We start from the raw sequence: 19,332 nt of genomic DNA on the forward strand, positions 1-19,332 counted from the left end.
CCCACGTTTCCACTGCCGCCCCGGCTGCCCCCACTCGGCCCGGCTGCGCTCGGCTCAGCCCACGCCGTGCGTCCGTACCGTCGAACCCGAGCGGCTCTTCACCACCGCGAGTTGGGCGTGGATGCGCCGGCGCAGGTCGGCGACGTGGCTGACGATGCCCACGCTGCGGTCGCGTTCCCGCAGGGAGTCCAGGACGTCCAGCACCTCGTCGAGGGTCTGGTCGTCGAGGCTGCCGAAGCCCTCGTCGATGAAGAGGGTGTCCAGCCGGACCCCGCCGGCCTCGTCGGTGACGACGTCGGCGAGACCGAGCGCGAGGGCGAGCGAAGCGAAGAAGGTCTCGCCGCCCGAGAGGGTCGCGGTGTCCCGCTCCCGGCCGGTCCACGCGTCCACGACGTGCAGGCCGAGACCGCTGCGGCCACGGCCCGTGCGGTCGTCGGAGTGCACCAGGGTGTAGCGGCCGGACGACATGCGGTGCAGCCGTGCGGTCGCCGCTGCGGCGACCTGTTCCAGGCGGGCGGCCAGGACGTAGGACTCCAGGCGCATCCTGCGTTCGTTGTCGGCGGAGGTGCCCGCGGTGAGGCCCGCCATGCGGGCCACCCGGTCGTACTCCTCGCGCAGCGGTGCCAGCCGCCGCACCGAGGCGGTGGCCCGCGCGGAGAGCCGGTCGAGTTCGGCGCAGCGACGGGCGGCGGCGTCGCGGGCGGAGGCAGCCTCGCGCACCCCGCGGTCCGCGTCCTCGGCGGCGCGCTGCGCGGCGGCGAGGTCCGCGGGGGGCTGCTGGGCGGCGGCCGCGGTTTCGGGTTCGGCGAGCACCGCGCGGACGGCGGCCTCCTGCTGCTGCCGGGCCTCCAGGCGGTGCTGCAGCGCGCGGTGGTCGGCGGGGTCCAGGAGTGCCTCGGCCGCCGCCCGCGGGGTGTCGAACCCGGCCCGGAAGGCGGCGTCCGCGAGCCTGGCGTCGGCGTGCTTGAGCCGCTGCGCGGCGCCGTCGGCGAGCCGGGCGGCCTCGGCGGCCTCGGTGAACCGCGCCGCGGTGCGCTCCAGTTGGGCGGCGCGCACGGTCACGCTGTCCGCGGCGCCCCGCGCCGTGGTCAACTCCTCTTCCAGCGCTGTCTGTTCCCGGTCCAGACGCTCACGGACGCCCGTCCGAGCGGCCGTTCGGACCGCCACCTCACGCTGTGTGGTGACCCGCCGCTCGTGCTCGTGCTCCGCCTGCCGCAGCTGTTCCTGCGCGGAGTGCAGTACGGAGGCCGCGTCCCGCGCACGCGCGTACTGCGTTTCCAGCTCCTCCACCTCACGGACGAGTCGGCCGGTCGGCGTGTCCCCCGCCTCCGCTCCGGCGGCGGCCAGCGCCTCGCGGACGACACCGAGGCGCCGTTCGGCGTCGGCGCGGCGTTCCTCCGCGCCCTGGTGGGCGGCGAGGGCGCGCTCCTCCGCCTCGCGGCCGACATGACCGGCGTCCTTGTGGGCGGGGGCGGGATGTTCGGTGGCCCCGCAGACCGCGCAGGGCGCGCCGTCGGTGAGACCCGCGGCGAGTTCGGCGGCGATGCCGGCCAGCCGCTGTTCCTTGAGGTCGAGCCAGTGCTGCTTGGCCGCGAGTGCCTGCTCCCGGGCCTTTCGGGCCTGCTCGGCGGCGCGGTCGGTGTCCCCGGCCAACTGGTCCCGCAGCCGTGCGGCGTTGAGCCGCTTGTGCGCGGGGTCGCGCTGCACCGCGAGTTCACCGGCCCTGGTCGCGGCCTCCTGCGCGGACTCGACGCGGGCGCGGAGCGCGGTGCGTGTCTCGTCCCAGCCGGTGAGCCAGGCGTCCGACTCGTCCAGCACGTCGTCGTCGGCGCGCTCCTGGCGGTCCAGGACGGCCCGCTCGTCGAGGAGTTCGGCGAGCCGTCGCTCGGCACGGCGGGCCGACTCGAGGCCGCCCAGTTCTTCGGCGGCCCGGCGTGCGGCGGCGGCGAGCCCTCCCGCGCCCGCCTCCTGGTGGGCCACGGGGAGCAGGGCACGCGTGCGCGCCTCGACGGCGGCCGCGTCCCGGTGTTCGGCGTCGGCGGACTCCCGCAGTTCCAGGGCGGGGGCGACCGCCTCGGCCTTGCGGGAGCGGTCCAGGCGGGTCTGCGCCTCCCGCCGGGCGCCGTCCCCCTCCGCCAGCCGCGCCGCGTTCTCCCGTGCCTCGGCGAACCGCCGTTGCAGACGGTCCCGCTCGCGTACGTCGTCCAGTGACCGGTCGGCGGCGGCCTGGGCGGATTCGGCCGCGGTGAGACGGCAGCGGGCGACGGCGAGCTGTTCGCGAGCGGTGCTGCGCGCGACGGCGGCCGCGGTCAGCACGCTCTGGGCCAGTCCAGGTTCGCCCGGCGCGAGGTCGTCGAGGGGCATGGCCTCGCCCGCTGCCTGCTGCATCCGGTGCGCTTCGGCGAGCAGTTCCGCGTCGCCGTCCCGTACCTGGGACTCGGTGGCGCGGCGGCGCTCGGCGAGGTGCTTTTCCACATCGGCGAAGCGACGGGTGTCGAAGAGCCGGCCGAGGAGCTTGCCGCGGGCCTCGGCGTCGGCTCGCAGGAACCGCGCGAAGTCGCCCTGGGGCAGGAGGACGACCTGGCAGAACTGCTCCCGGCTCATGCCGAGGAGCTGGGCGACCTCCTCGCCGATCTCCTGGTGGGAGCGGCTGAGGTCCTTCCAGGACCGGGCCACCGGGTCGTACTCGCGCAGCCAGGTCTGTGCCTTGTCGAGGGTGGTGCCGGTGCCGCGCTTCTTCGGGCGCTGCCAGGGCGGTTGCCGGGTGACTTCGAGCCGGCGTCCGACGACGGTGAGGTCGAGTGTGACCTCGGTGCGGGTGGCGGGGGCGGCGTGGTCGCTGCGCAGGGTCATGCCCTGTCCGCTCTGCCGGGCTCCGGGGACGGAGCCGTACAGCGCGTAGCAGACGGCGTCGAGTATCGAGGTCTTACCGGCGCCGGTGGGGCCGTGCAGCAGGAAGAGGCCCGCGGCGGACAGTTCGTCGAAATCGACGGTGAGCGAGCCGCCGAAGGGCCCGAAGGCGGTGATGTCGAGCCGGTGCAGCCTCACCGCGCCACCTCCCGTACGGCCTGGTCGGCGCGGACGGCGTCGACGGCGCCCCGCAGGACGGCCCGCTCCCGCTCGTCGGGGCCGGTGCCGCGCACATGGGCGACGAAGTCCTCCGCGATCTGCTGGTCGTCACGGCCTGCGAGGCGGCGGGCGTAGGACACCGCCGGGTCGTCGGGCGCGCGGTCGGGGTCGAAGACGAGGCTGAGGATGTGCGGGAAGCGTTCGCCGAGCCGGACCATCGGGTCGGCCGGACGGACCGGGTCGGTGAGGGTGGCCTCCACCCACGCCTCGCGGTGCGGTTCGAGCCCGGGGTCGGCGAGCAGTTCCTCCAGGGTGCCGCGGATCCGGGCGAGGGCGCGCGGCACCGGGCAGTCGACCCGCTCGGCGGTGACGCCGCCGTCGGCGGCCAGGTCGACGAGCCACATGCTCTTGCGGTGGTCCGCTTCGGAGAAGGAGTACGGGAGCGGGGAGCCTGAGTAGCGCACGCGCTCGGTGAGGGTCTGGCAGCCGTGCAGGTGCCCGAGCGCCACGTAGTCGACGCCGTCGAACACTCCGGCGGGTACGGCGGCGACCCCGCCCACGGTGATGTCCCGCTCGCTGTCGCTCGGCGCCCCGCCGGTGACGAAGGCGTGCGCGAGGACGACCGAACGGGTGCCGGGCGGGCGGGCGGCAAGGTCGGCGCGGACCCGGTCCATGGCGGCGGCGAGCACCGTCTCGTGGCCCGCCTTCTCCAGCCCGAACCGGTCCTTGACGAGCGCCGGTTCCAGATAGGGCACTCCGTAGAAAGCGACCTCCCCGTGGGCGTCGGACAGCATCACGGGGGTGCCGCTCGCCGAGGGGTCGGTCCGCAGATGGATGCCCGCGCGCCCGATGAGTCCGGCACCGACGCCCAGGCGGCGGGCGGAGTCGTGGTTGCCGGAGATCATCACCGTGGGCACACCCAGGTCCGCGAGACGGTGCAGGGCGTCGTCGAACAGCTCCACCGCGGAGAGCGGCGGCACGGCCCGGTCGTACACGTCTCCCGACACGACCACCGCGTCGACGGCGTGCTCGCGCACGGTCGTCACCAGGTGACCGATGAACTCGGCCTGGGCACCGAGCATGCCGACCCGGTGGAACGACCGGCCGAGGTGCCAGTCGGAAGTGTGCAGAACTTTCAAGACGCCACTCCGACCTGCATGTTTCCCCTTACTCCGCCCCTGTAGTCAGCACCGAACCAGCATGGTCCTCGTGGTCAGCACCGACCACGCTAGCGCCCGTCGGCACCTGATCCATTACGGACCTCAGTCTGCCACCAGCATCCGGGGTCAGACGGCCATAGATGTCGGCCGTGATCTGGATGGTGGGGTGAGCCCTTTCCGAGCTGGCGGTGTGACCGCGAGCTCGGGAAAGGCTCAATGCGTTGATCACACCGGACAGGACCGTACCGAGTATGAGAAAGGGCAATGCCTGCACCGCGATAGAGAGAAAGACGGTCCGCCATGCCTGCACGGCTGGCTCATTCCCCCACCGGCCGACGGCGAAGAGCGCCGTCCCGGGAAGCACCGCCGCTCCCAGGAGTAGTAACGGCCACCACCGCAGCCAGCCTGGGACCGGAGCGTCATTGGTGGCCGCGGCGGCAGTTGCGACTCCGGGGAGCTCCTCGGTCTGTTCTTATGTCCTGGGCATACCGCTCCGAATGTCTGATGTTCGGAACGAAGATAGCGGTTCCGCGATGGGCGACCGGCACGAAAGCCGAACAGTCCGCCATGGGCTGGCGCTGTGTGCCAGTGCACCCGCCCACAACCTGACATCAGCAAGGTCCCCACCCATAACCACACCAATGACCGACCTGGCCAGCAGTCACAGCAAGCACCGTTGCAGTACTAGGCGTGGTTGTGGGGGCCGTCGGTATGGGCGAAGGCGCTGGGAGTTCGGCAGCCGACGATCGCGGGGGCCTCCTGGACGAGCGTGTCATTGGTGAGCGCTTCCACCATGAACAGCGCGAAGTCCACCCGGCGCGTCAGGTTGCTGGCCAGTACCGGATCGCCCACGTGCCGGCCCCACACTGGCAGGCCCTGACTTTCGCCTTCCTCCAGGTTGCTGCCGCGCACCACAGTCCACCGGGTGCCGCTGTCGAACACCCGTCGGCACGCCTCCACCTGGTCGTCGATCTCGACGGCGCGGACGAGCTTGCCCAGTACGGCGGCGATCCGGACGCCCATGGTGAACATCCGCGAGTACTTGTCCTTGCCGTCACGCGTGATGTGCCAGCCGCAGGAGAAGACCAGGCGCGCGCCCGGCCGGGCATGGTCAAGCACCGCCTGCGCCGTGCCCGACGCGTACTGCTGTACACCCCAGGGCACCAGGACCGTCAGCACCCCGTCGCATCCGGCGACCGCCCGCCGGATCACCTCCGGGTCGTTCGTGGGTCCGGGGACGACGGTCATCCGGTCTTCGAACCCGGCCAGTTTCGGCACGCTGCGCTCCCGGCACACGCCGACCACCTCGTAACCGCGTTCCAGTGCGTGCCCGACCATGTACTGCCCGAGCTTCCCCGAAGCCCCGACGATGCAGACCTTCTTCACGCGATCCGTACCCATGGCACAGCCCTTTCACCGGAACGCTTACCTTATGCTGTAAGGCACACTAGTCTTACACTGTAAGGCAGTCAAGGGCGAAGAACAGGAGGGGCGGATGCGTGAGAAAGGCACGCGCCGGCGCGGGGCGTCAGCGCGCACCCCGCTCAGTCGCGAGCGCGTGATCCGTACGGCGGTGGCGGTGGCGGACGAGAAGGGGGCGGCCGCGCTCACCATGCGGGCCATCGCCGAACCGCTGGGAGTCGAGGCGATGTCGCTCTACCACCACGTGGCGGGCCGGGAGGACATCCTCGACGGCATGGTGGACGCGGTGTTCGGCGAGATCGACCTGCCGCCGCGCGACACGGACTGGAAAAGTGCCATGCGTCATCGCGCGGCCTCCACCCGTGCCGTCCTCCGGCGCCACCCGTGGGCCATCGGCCTCATGGACTCCCGCTCCCAGCCCGGCCCCGCGACCCTGCGCCACCACGACGCCGTCATCGGGGCGTTGCGCGCCGGAGGATTCTCCGTCCCCATGACCGCGCACGCCATCTCACTGATCGATAGCTACCTGTACGGCTTCGTGCTCCAGGAGCTGAGCCTGCCGTTCACAGGCGCGGCGGAGTTGGACGAGGTCGCGGGCGCCATCCTGCGCGAAATGCCCGCCGACGCCTACCCCCACCTCACCGAGCTGGCCACCGAGCATGTCCTCAAGCCCGGCTACGACTACGCCGACGAGTTCACCTTCGGCCTCACTCTCATCCTGGATGCCCTCCACCCGGACGAGACCGCGAACGCCTAGCTGGTAGTGCTTGGTCATGTTGGTGCGGGGTCTGGCATGTCGCGGTGACAGGTGGGGCAGGCGCCGGTCCAGATCACGAGGAAGCAGCTGCAGCTCGCGTACGGCTCGGTAGAGACTCAGGCCGACGCCGTCTCTTTTGGGGTTCGACTCGGTCGCTGCAGGGTGCAGAAGGCGTGGGCGACCGAGACCGGGGTGACGTGATGATGCCGGCCTGGCCAGGTTCGGCCTTCGAAGTGGGCCAGACCAGGGTCTGTTTCATCTCGCGGTGCTCGTTCCCGCTCTGGCCGAGACCCACGAGCGCATGAACCCCCGACTACGCAGCAGCACGCCGACCGGGGATCGAGGCACGGAACTGGCAGCCCACAAGCGTCTCAGCGCTGGCACCGGTGTCGACGTGTTCTTCGCAGCACCGCGTAGCCCCTGGCAACGTGGCACCATCGAGAACACCAACAAGCCGCTCCGGCAGTACCTGCCCAAAGGAACGAACCTGTCGACGTTCAGCCAGGGCGACCTTGACGCCATCGCGACGAAGCTCAACAGCCGTCCGCGCGAGTGCCTGGGATTCCGAACACCAGCCGAGAGTGTTGCCTTGACCGGTTGAATCCAAGGGCTGTCGCTCCACACCGTCACCGCGACGCTCACACCCGGGGGCCGACCGGGGTGGTGCCCTGCCGGTCACTGCCGTCAGGCCGGGCGGTAGGTGCCCGGGGCGAGGTAAACGGCGAAGCGCGGGGCCGGCCCACCGCGGTAGGAGAGGAAGTTCTGGGTCGCCGACTCCGTCAGCGGACCGTCCGACAGAGCGTGGAGAGCGGCCGTGTAGGGCGCCGGGTGCACGTTCTCCTCGCGCATGAAGGCCGCCACGCGGTCGTGCGCGGTCGCGTCGTCGCTGTGACCGGGGATGAGCGGCACATAGAGCGTGGCGCCCGGCGCGTCCTGAGCAGAGCTGAAGCTCCAGCAGGTGACGGGGGGCTTCTGCCATCCGGACTCGCGGCATCCGGTGACACGTTCGAGAGCACGGGCGAAGGAGCCGGGTACGTAATCGCGGGCGACGGCCGACTGGGCATCTATGTCGTCGACGGTCACACCTGTGTGCGCGAGGTAGACCTTGCAGCGGGCTTCTCGGGTGTCGGACAGGTCCAGGGCCAGTCCGACAGGTTCGTGCGCGATGCCGTGGACGCCGCCCAGGTGATCGGCGAGGGCGCGCCAGGGGCGTTCCATGCCCAGCCGGATCATGGCCTCCTCCGTGCGAGCGACAGCGTGCTCGCGGCCAGCGACGGCGGGGTTGAGATAGATCTTGTAGAGCGGGTGTCCGCCCCGCCGCCAGGCAACCCCGTGGGAGAGCGAGAAGTATCCGCGCGGGTCCCCGTCCGTGAAGAGGGCCTCGACGGCGAGGTAGCGCTCGATCGAGACTCCCGGACGGTCGGCCAGGCTGCGGGTGAAAGCCCTGCCGTCTTCCTGACGGGCAAGAGACGTCCCCGGGTGACTCGGGGTTTCGAGCGAAAGGCGCAGCTCGCTCTGGCCGTCGGCCCAGGCGAACGACACTTCGAAAGGCATGCCGTCGATGGCGACCCAACACACGCGCTCGGGCGGCTTCCCTGCGGGGAGTTCACCCCAGGCCCCGAACAGCTCGCGGACCAGGGCGAGCCGCGACCGCCGTTCGCTTTCGCTCGCACCGAGCACCTCGCTCCCGCGCCGGATCTTGTCGCAGGCGATGTCGGCGTAGCTGTCGGTCGGTTTGTACCTCTGAGACTCGAAGCGCACGGGCCGTCCCACCATCTCGGCGGCGACTCCCGTGTCCGGTGTGAGAGCAGCATCTTCCATTGACTCTCCCTGCATAACTGGGCACAAGTAGCGGGCGCAAACGATCGGATCGTCTCACCCGGTGACCGCCTGCATCTGATGCCCGGCGAGATTCATTGCGCTATGAGATATAAAGTACATATATTTCAGCCAAGTTTAGGTTTAACCCGACACGCTCCTGTGCAGTACGAGCGACGTGGATGGCGAGCGAACGCACTACGTCGCTAGCTGTGCACACAGGGTCGTGCCTGCGCTTACCCATGGTCGTACCGGTCTCTGCGAGGTCGGGCCGAGAACGGCCTGAAGATCCCACCTGAGAAATTTGCGTGGCGGTGTTCTGCTACACGACCGCAACACGTCGGCCGGAGCCGTGCATGTCCGCGCATCTCCCCCAGCGAGCAGGAACGCCTACGGGGGACTGTTGAAGCGTGACCGCGCCGCAGCACCCGCTCTGGTGAACCCGGGACATGAACGCTCGCCACAGCCGACTTACCGTCGACGCCCTTGGTGCGGCTCTCGCTCTCGTGCCTCACCTGCGCCACCCGGTGCACAGCGGCCGGTACACGGCGAAGCCGGCGGACGAGCGGAGTGAGAGGCCGGGAAGCCGGACGGCCATTGGCAGGCGGCGACAGGCCGGGTGAGCTCGAGCGGGCAACCGCGGCCGGAGGTCCGCAAAGAGAACTGTCGGGCCAACAACGGCCGGCGTGTACCCGATGCCCGGTGTCCCGGCGAACTGCTCCACGCTGGCCTTTGCCTGCCTGAGCGCCTCGCTCGCCGCGTCGGTCTCCGCGACCTCGGGGACCACTGTCCCGGAGAGCCCGGCGAGGACGCACTCGAGGGTCTTGCGGACGCTGTGGCCGGAGACGTCGAGGAGCTGGTCCAGTACGAGCCCGCTGTGGGTGATCAGGCCGGGATAGACGTCCAGCGGGGTGATCGAGGCGATGCCGGTCATCTCGAGGTACGCCGCGAGGCCGGCCTCCTCGGCCTCGGCGAGCGGGGCTCACTGCACCAGGTTGGCGATGACGAGGCGGCCACCGGGTCGCAGGACTGCAGCGAGTTGCCTCACTACGCGCCGCGGATCGGGCATGTGCAACAGCGACTCGGACAGCCACACCGCGTCGAGGGACTCGGGTGCGGAGCAGAGGTCGGCCGCGTCGCCGTGCTGGAACCTCACCTGCCCGTCAAGACCTTCTGCCTCGGCCGCCAGGTTCGCCAGCCGGACCTGTTCACGGCTGATGGTGACGCCGACGACTTCCGCACCCGTGGACCGGGCGAGTCCGAGGGCCGGGCGGCCGGTACCGCAGCCGGCGTCAAGGGCCCGTCCCCCCTTGCGCACCGTGAGCCTGTCGATCATGAGCTCGGTCATTCGCCGGGACGTCTCGGCCATGGAACCGGCGTCGGCAGGGCTGGCCCAGTATCCGTAGTGCATGCTGCCGCCCATAAGGGCGCTCAGCAACTCGGTTCCCCGGTCGTAGAGTTCTTCGACCACTTCGGCTGCGACTGCGCGCCTGTCGGCAGTCATGGCCCGAGTCTCCCCTTCAGTGGATCACCGGTACGCATCTCCATGGTCATCACGGGCACAGGAGGTGGCTCCTCCTGTGCCGTATCGCTAAAGCAAGCGCGATCTTCCCAGCGCAGCGCGGAGCGCACCGGAGCTTTGCCCGACATTTACCACGAACCGCCCTTCGGCACTTCATTCCGGCCAATCTCCGGGCCGCGTACCTGACGGATGACCTCACGACTGCGCCCTGCCGCCCGGTGGTGCAGCCGGGGCTCGCGCCCCAGCGGAACCACCTCCGGGAGTGACCGCGCCTGCGGGTTGGCCGCAGAACCCCACACGACCGATCGGTTACAAGAACGGCCGAATCGGCCACTGCCCCGTTTCCGCATCGCAACGCACTGCGACATGATCGCTACGCATCGTCCGCTTGCGCATTCACCAGACGACTGAGTGCGCCTTCCCCAGTCGGCCGACCGGCAGGCCGGCAGCACCGTGCTCCGAGGAGCCCGCGCAGAGGAGTTGACGCGTGTCCGCACAGCACCACTCCCTCCCACCCCGGCTCCCGGCCGATGCTCCGCGCTCCGCAGTCCCCCTCGGACGTTCCGGCCCGTCCGACGCCGCCGCCGCGACGCTCCCGGAAGCCTTCGTGCGACAGGCTCGGCTGACTCCCGATGCGACCGCACTGATCTGTGGCGCCGAGGAAGACACGGCCATGACGTACCGGGAGGTCGACGCTCGTTCCGACCACCTGGCCCGGCGTCTTGCCGCGGAGGGGGCGGGCCCGGGTTCCACCGTGGCGGTCCTGATGGAACGCTCGACCGATCTCGTGGTGTCCCTGCTCGCCATCGTCAAGTCCGGTGCCTGTTATGTGCCGTTGGACGCACGGCAACCCGCATCGCGACTGCAGTGGATGGTCGAGCAGACCCGATCCCGGTTGATCCTGACGGACGGGCCACGTCCCCAGGATGAGTTCGGCGCCGGGCCACGGGTCCTGTCGGTGCACTCCGGCGCCTCGGACGGGCACGAGGGCCCGGCCTCCCCCAATATCCCTGCCGAACCGCGGCAGCTCGCCTACGTGATGTTCACCTCCGGCTCCACCGGTACGCCCAAGGGCGTAGCGGTGACTCACGAGAACGTCGTGGGTCTTGCCCGGGACCACACCTGGCGCAGCGGTGCCCACGAGCGGGTCCTGCTGCACTCGCCGCACGCTTTCGACGCGTCCACCTACGAATTGTGGGTGCCGCTGCTGTGCGGCGGGACGGTCGTGGTCGCGCCCCCGGGCGAACTGGACGCCCGAGGCATCGCCTCGGCGGTCTCGGACGCGGGGATCACCGGATTGTGGGTGACCGCCGGGCTGTTCTCCGTCCTCGCGGAGGAGGATCCGCGGTGCTTCCGCGGCGCGCGCGAAGTGTGGACCGGCGGGGACGCAGTCTCGCCCGCGGCCGTCCGGCGGGTCCTGCGGGCCTGTCCCGGCACGGCGGTCGTCAACGGCTACGGGCCGACGGAGACGACGACGTTCGCCACCTACCACCGGGTCGCCGACACCGGTGGCCCGGGCACCGTGGTTCCCATCGGCGCCGCCATGTCGGGCATGCGCATCGAGGTCCTCGACCGGCGGTTGCGCCCGGTCCCACCAGGTGCGGTCGGGGAACTGTACGTCGGCGGCTCGGGCCTGGCCCGTGGTTACTGGAATCGCCCGGCCCTGACCGCCGAACGGTTTGTCGCCGACCCTCTGGGAGAGCCCGGCGCCCGGCTCTTCCGAACCGGTGACCTGGTGCGCGGCAGGTTGGACGGTCTCCTGGAGTTCGTGGGCCGCGGCGATGACCAGGTGAAGATCCGTGGTTTCCGCGTCGAGCCCGGCGAGGTGGAGGCCGTCCTCTCGGAGCACCCGGGTGTCGCCCAGGCCGTGGTCGTGACCAGGGAGGACCGGCCCGGACACAAACGGCTCATCGGCTATGTCGTCCCCACCGACGGGGCCGGGACCGAGCAGGGCAGCGCGGACGCGGTGAGCGAGTGGCAGGGGATCTATAACTCGCTCTACAGCGAGATCGCTCAAGTGCCCTTCGGCGAGGACTTCTCCGGCTGGCACAGCAGCTACGACGGCCGGCCCATCCTGCCGGAGCAGATGCGGGAGTGGCGCGACGCAACCGTGGAACGAATCCGTGAACTGAACCCACGTCGCGTCCTGGAGATAGGCGTGGGCACCGGGCTGCTGATGTCACGGCTGGCTCCGCGGTGCGACGCCTACTGGGGAACGGACCTGTCAGGCCGGGCCATCGAGGCACTGACCGGACTGGTGCGTCAGGATGCCTTGCTCGCGGACCGGGTCGAACTGGGCGCCCGCGCGGCCGACGACGTCAGCGGCCTGCCCGTCGACTTCTTCGACACCGTCGTCATCAACTCCGTCACCCAGTACTTCCCGGACGCGCACTACCTCACGGACGTCCTGGCCAAGGCAGTCGAGCTGCTCGTCCCCGGCGGGTCGGTCTTCGTCGGGGACGTACGCAACCTGTGCCTCCTTCGCACCTTCCACACCGATGTCCAGCTGCGCCGCCCCGAGTTGCCGTCGAGCCCCGCCGCCCTGCGCGCGGCCGTCGAGCACGGCATGGTCCGGGAGAAGGAGCTGCTGGTGGACCCGGCGTTCTTCACCGAACTGACGGACACCGTCCCGGGCATCGGCGGCAGCGAGGTGCGGGTGAAGCGGGGGCGGTACGTCAATGAGCTGACCCGCTACCGCTACGACGCCGTGCTGCGCAAGGCCGTACGCGGAGCCGGGCTCGTTCTCCCCGTGGAAGACCTGCGGTGGGGCCAGGACGTCTCGGACCTGGAATCGCTGGCCGGCCGCCTCGGTGCCGGACGGCCCGTCGACATCCGGGTGACTGGGATGCCCGACAGCCGGATCGCACCCGTCGCCGCGGCACTGCGGGCGCTGGACGGTAAGGGAGACACGGGCCGGATCCACTCGTTGGGCGTGCAGGACGACGCCGAGACCCTCTTGATCGAGCAAGTGCACGAGCTTGCCGCGCGGTTTGGTCTTCGGGCCTCCGTCACCTGGTCCGCCACCGCTGATGACGCCTTGGACATCGTGCTGACCCGCCGCCCGCCCGGCACACCCGGCGGTGGAGCCCCGGCACCGGCCGGTACGGCGCTGGCCTCGCTCGTCAACGCCCCCTCCACTGCGCGGGACACCGGCGCCCTGGTCTCCTCGGTCCGCGACTTCCTGAAGAGGCGGCTACCCGAGTACCTGGTCCCGGCCGCCACGGTGGTGCTCGAGACCATGCCACTGACGCCACACGGCAAGGTGGACCGCCGACGGCTGCCGGAGCCCGACATCGGCTCCGCCGAGGACGGACGGTCACCGCGCACCCCTCTCGAAGAGCTGCTGTGCGGGCTGTTCGCCGATATCCTGGGCGTGTCGAGAGTCACCATCGACGACAGCTTCTTCGCCCTCGGCGGCCACTCCCTTTCCGCCACCCGCCTCAGCTCCCGGCTGCGGTCAGTGCTCGGCCTGGAGCTGCCGGTGCGCAGCGTCTTCGAAGCACCGACCGTCGCCGGTCTGGCCGAAGCCGTGCGGCAGGCGTCGGCCGGGGGCCGTCCCCCGCTCCAGCCCATGGAGCGCCCCGATGAGGTACCGCTGTCCTTCGCGCAGCGCCGCCTGTGGTTCCTCGACCGGCTCCAGGGTCCGGCCGCGACGTACAACGTCCCGCTCGTCCTTGAGCTGGAAGGGGAGTTGGACCGGACGGCGCTCGAAGCCGCGCTCGCCGATGTCGTCGAGCGCCACGAGAGCCTGCGGACGGTCTTTCCTGAAACGGCAGGTGTGCCCAGGCAGTTGGTCTTTGACGGCGCGGCCGCACGGCCGCCGCTCGATGTCAGTACGGTGGCGCCCGCGGAACTCGACACGGCGGTGGCCGCGACGGTACGCCACCCGTTCAACCTGGCGGGCCACATTCCGGTCAGGGCGCACCTGTTCAGCACCGCCCCGGACCGCCACGTCCTGGCACTGACCGTCCATCACATCGCCTGCGACGGATGGTCCCTCGCACCGCTGTGGCGGGACCTCGCCACAGCCTACGCGGCGCGCCGCCGCGGTGAGGTTCCCGGCGCGGAACCGCTGCCGGTCCAGTACACGGACTACACCCTGTGGCAGCGGCGGCTCCTGGGCGAGGAGGACGACCCCGACAGTCCGGCCGCCCGCCAGCTCGCGTACTGGACCGGCGCTCTGAAGGGGCTGCCCGAGTGCGCCGAACTCCCCCTCGACCGGCCCCGGCCGCAGTCCGCGTCCCACCACGGCGATACTCTGCACTTCGCGGTGGACGCCGAGCTGCACCGGCGGATCGTGGACCTGGCGGGGCAGTGCGGGGCGAGCCCGTTCATGGTGGTGCACGCCACGCTCGCCACCTTGCTGAGCAAGCTGGGCGCGGGCCACGACATCGCGATCGGCACCCCGGTGGCGGGCCGCACGGACCAAGCCCTGGATGATCTGGTGGGGTTCTTCGTCAACACCCTGGTGCTGCGTACCGACACCTCGGGGAACCCCGCCTTCCGGGATCTGCTCGCCCGGGTGCGGGAGACCGATCTGGCCGCGTACGCCCATCAGGACCTGCCGTTCGAGCGGCTTGTGGACGCCCTCGCCCCGGCGCGCGGGACGCCCCACCACCCCCTGTTCCAGGTGATGCTGGCCCTGCAGAACGCTCCGCAGAGCGCGCCGGAGCTGCCGGGCCTGATCGTCAGGGAGCGTGCGGTGAGCACTGGTGCCTGCAGGTTCGACCTTTCACTGAGCCTGCGGGAGCGCCAGGGCGCCGACCAGCGCCCGCAGGGGATGGACGGCGTGGCGGAGTACAGCACCGACCTGTTCGACCGGGGCAGCGTCGAGCGTCTCATCCACCGGTTCCTTCGCTTCCTCAACGCGGTCACCACCGACCCCGGGCAGCGGATCGGCACGCTGGATGCGGTCCTCCCCGGCGAGCGGGAAACGCTGCTGAAGCAGAGCCGCAACACGCTGCGGGGTGTACCGCGACTTCCCCTGCCCGATCTGTTCGAGACGCAGGTCAAGCGGACGCCCGAGGCGACAGCGCTGCTCTTCGACAACGGTGTGGGGCCAGCACGGAAAATGACTTACCGTCAGCTCAACGCACGGGCGAACCAGCTCGCCAGGTACCTCGTCGGCTGCGGCATCGGTCCCGAGCAGTACGTGGCCATCGCACTGCCCCGCACGGTCGACTCGGTCATCGCCGCCCTCGCCGTGCTGAAGGCGGGAGGCGCGTATCTGCCGCTGGACGCCAACTACCCTGCCGTCCGGCTCCGGTTCATGCTTGAGGACGTCCGTCCGGCGCTGCTCCTCACCGACTTCGACACGTCGTTTTCCCTTCCGGACGTTCCCGGCGCCCCTGGTATGCGCCGGGTCGTCCTGGACCAGGCCGAGACCCGGCACGCCGTCGGCCTGTGTCAGGAGACGGACGTCGCCGACGGTGAGCGGGTGCGCCCGCTGGCGGACACGAGTCCGGCATACGCCATCTACACCTCCGGGTCCACCGGCCGCCCCAAGGGCGTGGTGGTGACCCACTCCGGCTTCTCCGGTGTCGTCGAGGTGCAGCTGCGGCGGTTCGGGGTGACGGCGTCGAGCCGGATCCTTCAGTTCGCGTCGCACAGCTTCGACGGGGCTGTGTGGGAACTGTGCGGAGGGCTGCTGACCGGGGCCACGCTGGTGATGGCACCGGCAGAACTCACCGCACCCGGGCCCGGCTTGGCCGCCCTGGTCGAGCGGCTCGGCGTCACCCACGCGACGCTGCCGCCGACCGCGCTGACCGTGCTGGAGCCCGCTCAGCTGGCTTCCGTGTCCTCGCTGATCGTCTCGGGTGAGGCGTTGTCGGGGAAGACGGTTCGGCGCTGGTCGGCCGGACGCCGCTTCATTAACGGCTACGGCCCGACCGAGACCACCGTGTGCGCCACGCTCAGCTCCCCGCTCTCCGGCAGCGGTACGCCTCCGATCGGCACACCCACCGTGGGCGCGAGCACCTACGTCCTCGACCGCGACCTGTGTCTCGTGCCGCCCGGGATGCCCGGAGAGCTGCACGTCTCCGGGGCCGGACTTGCCCGCGGCTACCTGCGCCGGCCGGGACTCACGGCCGACCGGTTCGTGGCCGACCCGTTCGGCGCCCCCGGCTCCCGGATGTATCGCACCGGCGACATCGTTCGCTGGAACAGTGACGGGGAACTGGAGTACATAGGCCGTGCCGACGGGCAGGTCAAGATTCGGGGGTTCCGGATCGAGTCGGGCGAGGTCGAGGCCGCCCTGAGCGCCCATCCGGACGTCGCGCAAGCCGTGGTCGTCCCCCGCAAGGACAGCCGCGGCGCCACCTGCCTCGCCGGATACGTCGTGCCCGCCGGCCACTCGGCGGGCCTGAACGGCCTTGAGCTGCGCTCTCATCTGGCCGGTCTGCTGCCCGACTACATGGTCCCGGCCTCGGTGACGGTCCTCGACGCGCTGCCGGTCGCGGCAACGGGCAAGGTGGACCGCGCCGCGCTCCCGGCGCCGGACCTCGCGACGCTGTCGGCAGGCCGGGCGCCGCGCAATCCGCGCGAACGCATCCTGTGCGAACTGTACGCCGAGGTTCTGGACGTCCCGCAGGTGACCATCGACGACTGTTTCTTCGCCCTGGGCGGGCACTCTCTGCTCGTAACCCGGGTGATCAGCGGGATCCGCCGCCGCCTCGGGGTGGACCTGCCCGTCCGTACCCTCTTCGAACGGCAGTCGGTTGCCGCGCTCCTTGAGGCAGTCGACAAGGTGAACCCGCCGGCGGACGCTTCCGCATCCGGTCCGGCCCCGGCCGACCTCGTGGCAGAGGCCGTGCTCGACCCGCGGATCACCGTCGGGCCCCAGCGAGAGGGGCCCTCCGGCGACGCGACGGATCACGAGAACATCCTGTTGACGGGCGCGACGGGCTTCCTCGGCGCCTTCCTCCTGCGCGAACTCCTCGACCGTACGAGTGCCGACATCCACTGTCTGGTTCGCGCGGACGACACCGAGCAGGCGTCCAGGCGCGTCCGGCAGAGCCTGGCGGAGTACGGGCTGTGGAACGAGTCCATCCGCAGCCGGATCGTGCCCGTGCCCGGTGATCTGGAAAAGCCCCTGCTCGGCCTCTCCCCGGAGCGGTTCGACGCCCTGGCGGCCCTGACTGACGTCGTTTATCACAATGGCGCGCGGGTCAACGCGGTCGAACCGTACGCCCGGCTGAGGGCGTCCAACGTGTCCGGCACCCAGGAGGTGCTTCGCCTGGCGGCCCGCTCGGTCCCGGTGCTGGTCCACTACGTCTCGACGGCTGCGGTCTCCGTGAACACCGACGAGGACCACGGGAACCTCGGCCCCGTGCCCGAGTCCCACCGGGTACGCCCTGACTCCCTCATGCCAGGCGGCTACACGGCCAGCAAGTGGGCGGCGGAGCAGCTCGTGTGGGAGGCGGCCGAGCGTGGGCTCCCGGTGAGTGTGTACCGGTTCGGCCGGGTGAGCGGGCACACCGTCAGCGGGGCCGGTTCCAGCAAGGACGTGCTCTGGCAGCTCGTGCGGGCGATGCTCGTCATCGGGGCCGCCCCGCACCCTGCCGGTCGGGACGCCCCGCCCCCCGTGGTCGACCTGATCCCCGTGGACCACGCCGCGGCCGCCCTCGTCCACCTCTCCCGCCGCCCCGGCGGCATCGGTCTGGCGCACCATCTCACGTGCCCCGAACCCGTCCCCTTCGACACGTTCCTCGACCACCTGCGGTCGTACGGCTATCACTTGGCCACCATGAGCCTCGACGACTGGATACGAGCCCTGCGCCGGCAGGCGGACGCCGAGGCGGAGCGGGAGAAAGGCGCGGGGCTCCTTGACGCGGCCGTGCTGCTCGCCGACACCCTGCCCGCACTGTCCCGCCTGGGGCAGATCCGTCTCGACCGGACCAACACCCTGACCGGCCTTGCAGACTCGGGACCGGCGTTCCCGGCCCTGGACGGCGCGCTCATCCGGACCTACGCCGATCACTTCGTAGCATCAGGCTTCTTCCCACCGCCCGTCCGCTGAGCACCACACCATCACCGTGGCCGGCCCGGGAGAGCCACGCCATCACCTCATCCATTCGTCCACGGAAAGGTCACGCATCATGAGCAACCCCTGGGATGACACCGAGGGCACTTTCTCGGTGCTGGTCAACGACGAGGGACAGCACTCCTTGTGGCCGTCCTTCACCGCCGTGCCCGCGGGGTGGACCACGGTCCACGGCCCTGCCTCCCACCAGGAATGCCTCGCGTACGTCGAGGAGAACTGGACCGACATGCGGCCCAAGAGCCTCGTCGAGCACTACGACCGGTTCTCAAAGGTGCAGTCCGCATGAGCGACCAGCAGTCACCCCGCAGCTACCCCTTCAGCGAAGCGATCGCTCTGGACCTCGATCCGCTGTACAGAGAGCTGCGCCAGGAGGAACCCGTCCTCCGGGTTCGCTGCCCTTTCGGCGAGGACGCCTGGCTGGTCACCAGGCACGCGGACATGAAGAGGATCCTGGGGGATCCCCGGTTCAGCCGTGCGATGGCAGCGGAGCACGACGAGTCCCGTCTGACCCCGCTGCCCATCCACACCAGCATCCTGGGCATGGACCCGCCCGACCACACCCGGCTGCGCAGGCTCCTGGCAAAGGTCTTCACCACGCGCCGCGTCGAGCTGCTGCGTCCCCGGGTCGAAGGCGAGGCGCACCGGCTGATCGACGGCCTCGTCACTCAGGGGCCACCAGGCGATCTCATGGAGGGGTTCGCGGTTCCCTTCGCCGGTACGGTCGTCTGCGATCTGCTCGGTGTCCCGTTCGAGGACCGCGAGCAGTTCCGCGGCTGGCTCGACGCCTTTTCCGCCACGACCGTGATGACGGAGGAGGAGATCGAGGCGGACACCGAGCGGTTGCACGGATACATCGCGCGGCTGATGGCCGCCCGCCGTCAGCAGCCGCAGGACGACCTGATCAGCGCCATGGTCAAGGCCAGCGACGAGGAGGAGAAGCTCTCCGAGAAGGAGCTGGTGGAGCTGGCGAGTGTCCTGCTGATCGCGGGGCACGAGACGGTCTCGTCGCAGCTCATCGACTCTCTGTACGTCCTGTTCACCCACCCCGAGCAGCTGGAACTGCTTCAGGGCGAGCGCGAGTCGACGCCGAGGGCGATCGAGGAACTGCTGCGCTATGTACCCCTCATCTCCCATGTCACCTTCGCGCGCTACGCCACCGAGGACGTCGAGCTGAGCGGAACGCTTGTCCGTGCGGGCGAATCCGTACTTCCTGCCATTCCCTCGGCCAACCGTGATGAATCGGTGTTCGAGAACGCGGACCTTTTCGACCTGACCCGGGAGCACAATCCCCATCTGGGATTCGGGTACGGAATCCACCGTTGCCTGGGTGCGCCGCTCGCCCGCCTCGAAATGCAGGTGGCATTCGAGGCGTTGTTCGCGCGGCTGCCCGGCATGCGGTGTGCCGTTCCCATGAATTCACTGGAATGGAAGGACGGCATGCAGGTACGGAGCTTGCTGCGGTTGCCCATCGCCTGGTGAACCACCGGTGAAGTCGCGGCACTTGACTGAGGGGACCCGCGGACGTGTCATACGTCCGCGAGGA

At 70.4% G+C, this 19,332-nt stretch carries 11 protein-coding genes and 2 pseudogenes; 5 read left to right on the forward strand and 8 right to left on the reverse strand.

The features are described from left to right. Positions 1-54 precede the first annotated feature (54 nt). The 4 genes and pseudogenes from ACWZEH_RS03900 to ACWZEH_RS03915 all read right to left on the reverse strand — a co-directional run bounded on the left by ACWZEH_RS03900 (position 55) and on the right by ACWZEH_RS03915 (position 5,630). Complete coding sequence (locus ACWZEH_RS03900) at positions 55-3,048, reverse strand: AAA family ATPase (RefSeq protein ID WP_456195638.1); 2,994 nt, start codon at positions 3,046-3,048, stop codon at positions 55-57. Then, a complete protein-coding gene (locus ACWZEH_RS03905; protein ID WP_456195640.1) occupies positions 3,045-4,208 on the reverse strand; it encodes an exonuclease SbcCD subunit D in 1,164 nt (387 codons plus the stop codon). The genes ACWZEH_RS03900 and ACWZEH_RS03905 overlap by 4 nt, the downstream gene beginning before the upstream one ends. Before the next feature lie 223 nt (positions 4,209-4,431). Next, positions 4,432-4,644: pseudogene (locus tag ACWZEH_RS03910) on the reverse strand (permease); the annotation flags it as partial. 269 nt (positions 4,645-4,913) lie between these two features. After that, the gene (locus ACWZEH_RS03915) at positions 4,914-5,630 is read right to left on the reverse strand and encodes an NAD(P)-dependent oxidoreductase (RefSeq protein WP_456195642.1); all 717 of its coding nucleotides are present in this window, start codon (positions 5,628-5,630) and stop codon (positions 4,914-4,916) included. 94 nt (positions 5,631-5,724) lie between these two features. Between ACWZEH_RS03915 and ACWZEH_RS03920 the strand changes: the two genes are divergently transcribed. Next, positions 5,725-6,408, forward strand: a complete 684-nt coding sequence (locus ACWZEH_RS03920) for a TetR/AcrR family transcriptional regulator (protein ID WP_456195643.1) — start codon at positions 5,725-5,727, stop codon at positions 6,406-6,408. Between the two features lie 116 nt (positions 6,409-6,524). Here the strand turns inward: ACWZEH_RS03920 and ACWZEH_RS03925 are convergent. Continuing rightward, positions 6,525-6,682, reverse strand: a pseudogene (locus ACWZEH_RS03925) (IS701 family transposase); the annotation flags it as partial. Here ACWZEH_RS03925 and ACWZEH_RS03930 point away from each other — a divergent pair. Beyond that, positions 6,674-7,009 carry an IS30 family transposase gene (locus tag ACWZEH_RS03930; protein ID WP_456195645.1) on the forward strand — a complete coding sequence of 112 codons (336 nt, stop codon included), beginning with the start codon at positions 6,674-6,676 and terminating at the stop codon, positions 7,007-7,009. The pseudogene ACWZEH_RS03925 and the gene ACWZEH_RS03930 sit on opposite strands and share 9 nt — an antisense overlap. Positions 7,010-7,092: 83 nt before the next feature. Here ACWZEH_RS03930 and ACWZEH_RS03935 read toward each other — a convergent pair whose 3' ends face one another. The 3 genes from ACWZEH_RS03935 to ACWZEH_RS03945 all read right to left on the reverse strand — a co-directional run bounded on the left by ACWZEH_RS03935 (position 7,093) and on the right by ACWZEH_RS03945 (position 9,730). Further along, positions 7,093-8,229, reverse strand: coding sequence for a tryptophan dimethylallyltransferase family protein (locus tag ACWZEH_RS03935; protein WP_456195646.1), 1,137 nt, complete (start codon positions 8,227-8,229; stop codon positions 7,093-7,095). Between the two features lie 508 nt (positions 8,230-8,737). Next, positions 8,738-9,160: a hypothetical protein gene (locus ACWZEH_RS03940; RefSeq protein WP_456195648.1), complete on the reverse strand. Its 423-nt coding sequence runs from the start codon at positions 9,158-9,160 to the stop codon at positions 8,738-8,740. 48 nt (positions 9,161-9,208) lie between these two features. Next, positions 9,209-9,730 (reverse strand): SAM-dependent methyltransferase, encoded by a 522-nt coding sequence (locus tag ACWZEH_RS03945; RefSeq protein WP_456195650.1) that lies wholly within the window; start codon positions 9,728-9,730, stop codon positions 9,209-9,211. Positions 9,731-10,355: 625 nt separating this feature from the next. On the opposite strand from ACWZEH_RS03945, the gene ACWZEH_RS03950 reads away from it, so the two are divergent. The 3 genes from ACWZEH_RS03950 to ACWZEH_RS03960 all read left to right on the forward strand — a co-directional run bounded on the left by ACWZEH_RS03950 (position 10,356) and on the right by ACWZEH_RS03960 (position 19,268). Then, a complete protein-coding gene (locus tag ACWZEH_RS03950; RefSeq protein WP_456199424.1) occupies positions 10,356-17,765 on the forward strand; it encodes an amino acid adenylation domain-containing protein in 7,410 nt (2,469 codons plus the stop codon). A 79-nt stretch (positions 17,766-17,844) separates the two neighbouring features. Next, complete coding sequence (locus tag ACWZEH_RS03955; protein ID WP_456195652.1) at positions 17,845-18,075, forward strand: MbtH family protein; 231 nt, start codon at positions 17,845-17,847, stop codon at positions 18,073-18,075. Next, on the forward strand, positions 18,072-19,268 hold the full coding sequence (locus ACWZEH_RS03960; protein ID WP_456195654.1) for a cytochrome P450: 1,197 nt from the start codon (positions 18,072-18,074) through the stop codon (positions 19,266-19,268). Before ACWZEH_RS03955 ends, ACWZEH_RS03960 begins: the two co-directional genes overlap by 4 nt. Positions 19,269-19,332 lie beyond the last annotated feature (64 nt).

The sequence above is a fragment of the Streptomyces yamdrokensis genome (genome assembly GCF_053890455.1).

What these genes read in the sequence shown, in the direction of transcription:
- ACWZEH_RS03945 (WP_456195650.1), bottom strand. Translation starts at nt 9,730, where the DNA reads ATGACTGCCGACAGGCGCGCAGTCGCAGCCGAAGTGGTCGAAGAACTC.
- ACWZEH_RS03935 (WP_456195646.1), bottom strand. Translation starts at nt 8,229, where the DNA reads ATGGAAGATGCTGCTCTCACACCGGACACGGGAGTCGCCGCCGAGATG.
- ACWZEH_RS03960 (WP_456195654.1), top strand. Translation starts at nt 18,072, where the DNA reads ATGAGCGACCAGCAGTCACCCCGCAGCTACCCCTTCAGCGAAGCGATC.
- ACWZEH_RS03915 (WP_456195642.1), bottom strand. Translation starts at nt 5,630, where the DNA reads ATGGGTACGGATCGCGTGAAGAAGGTCTGCATCGTCGGGGCTTCGGGG.
- ACWZEH_RS03955 (WP_456195652.1), top strand. Translation starts at nt 17,845, where the DNA reads ATGAGCAACCCCTGGGATGACACCGAGGGCACTTTCTCGGTGCTGGTC.
- ACWZEH_RS03940 (WP_456195648.1), bottom strand. Translation starts at nt 9,160, where the DNA reads ATGACCGGCATCGCCTCGATCACCCCGCTGGACGTCTATCCCGGCCTG.
- ACWZEH_RS03920 (WP_456195643.1), top strand. Translation starts at nt 5,725, where the DNA reads ATGCGTGAGAAAGGCACGCGCCGGCGCGGGGCGTCAGCGCGCACCCCG.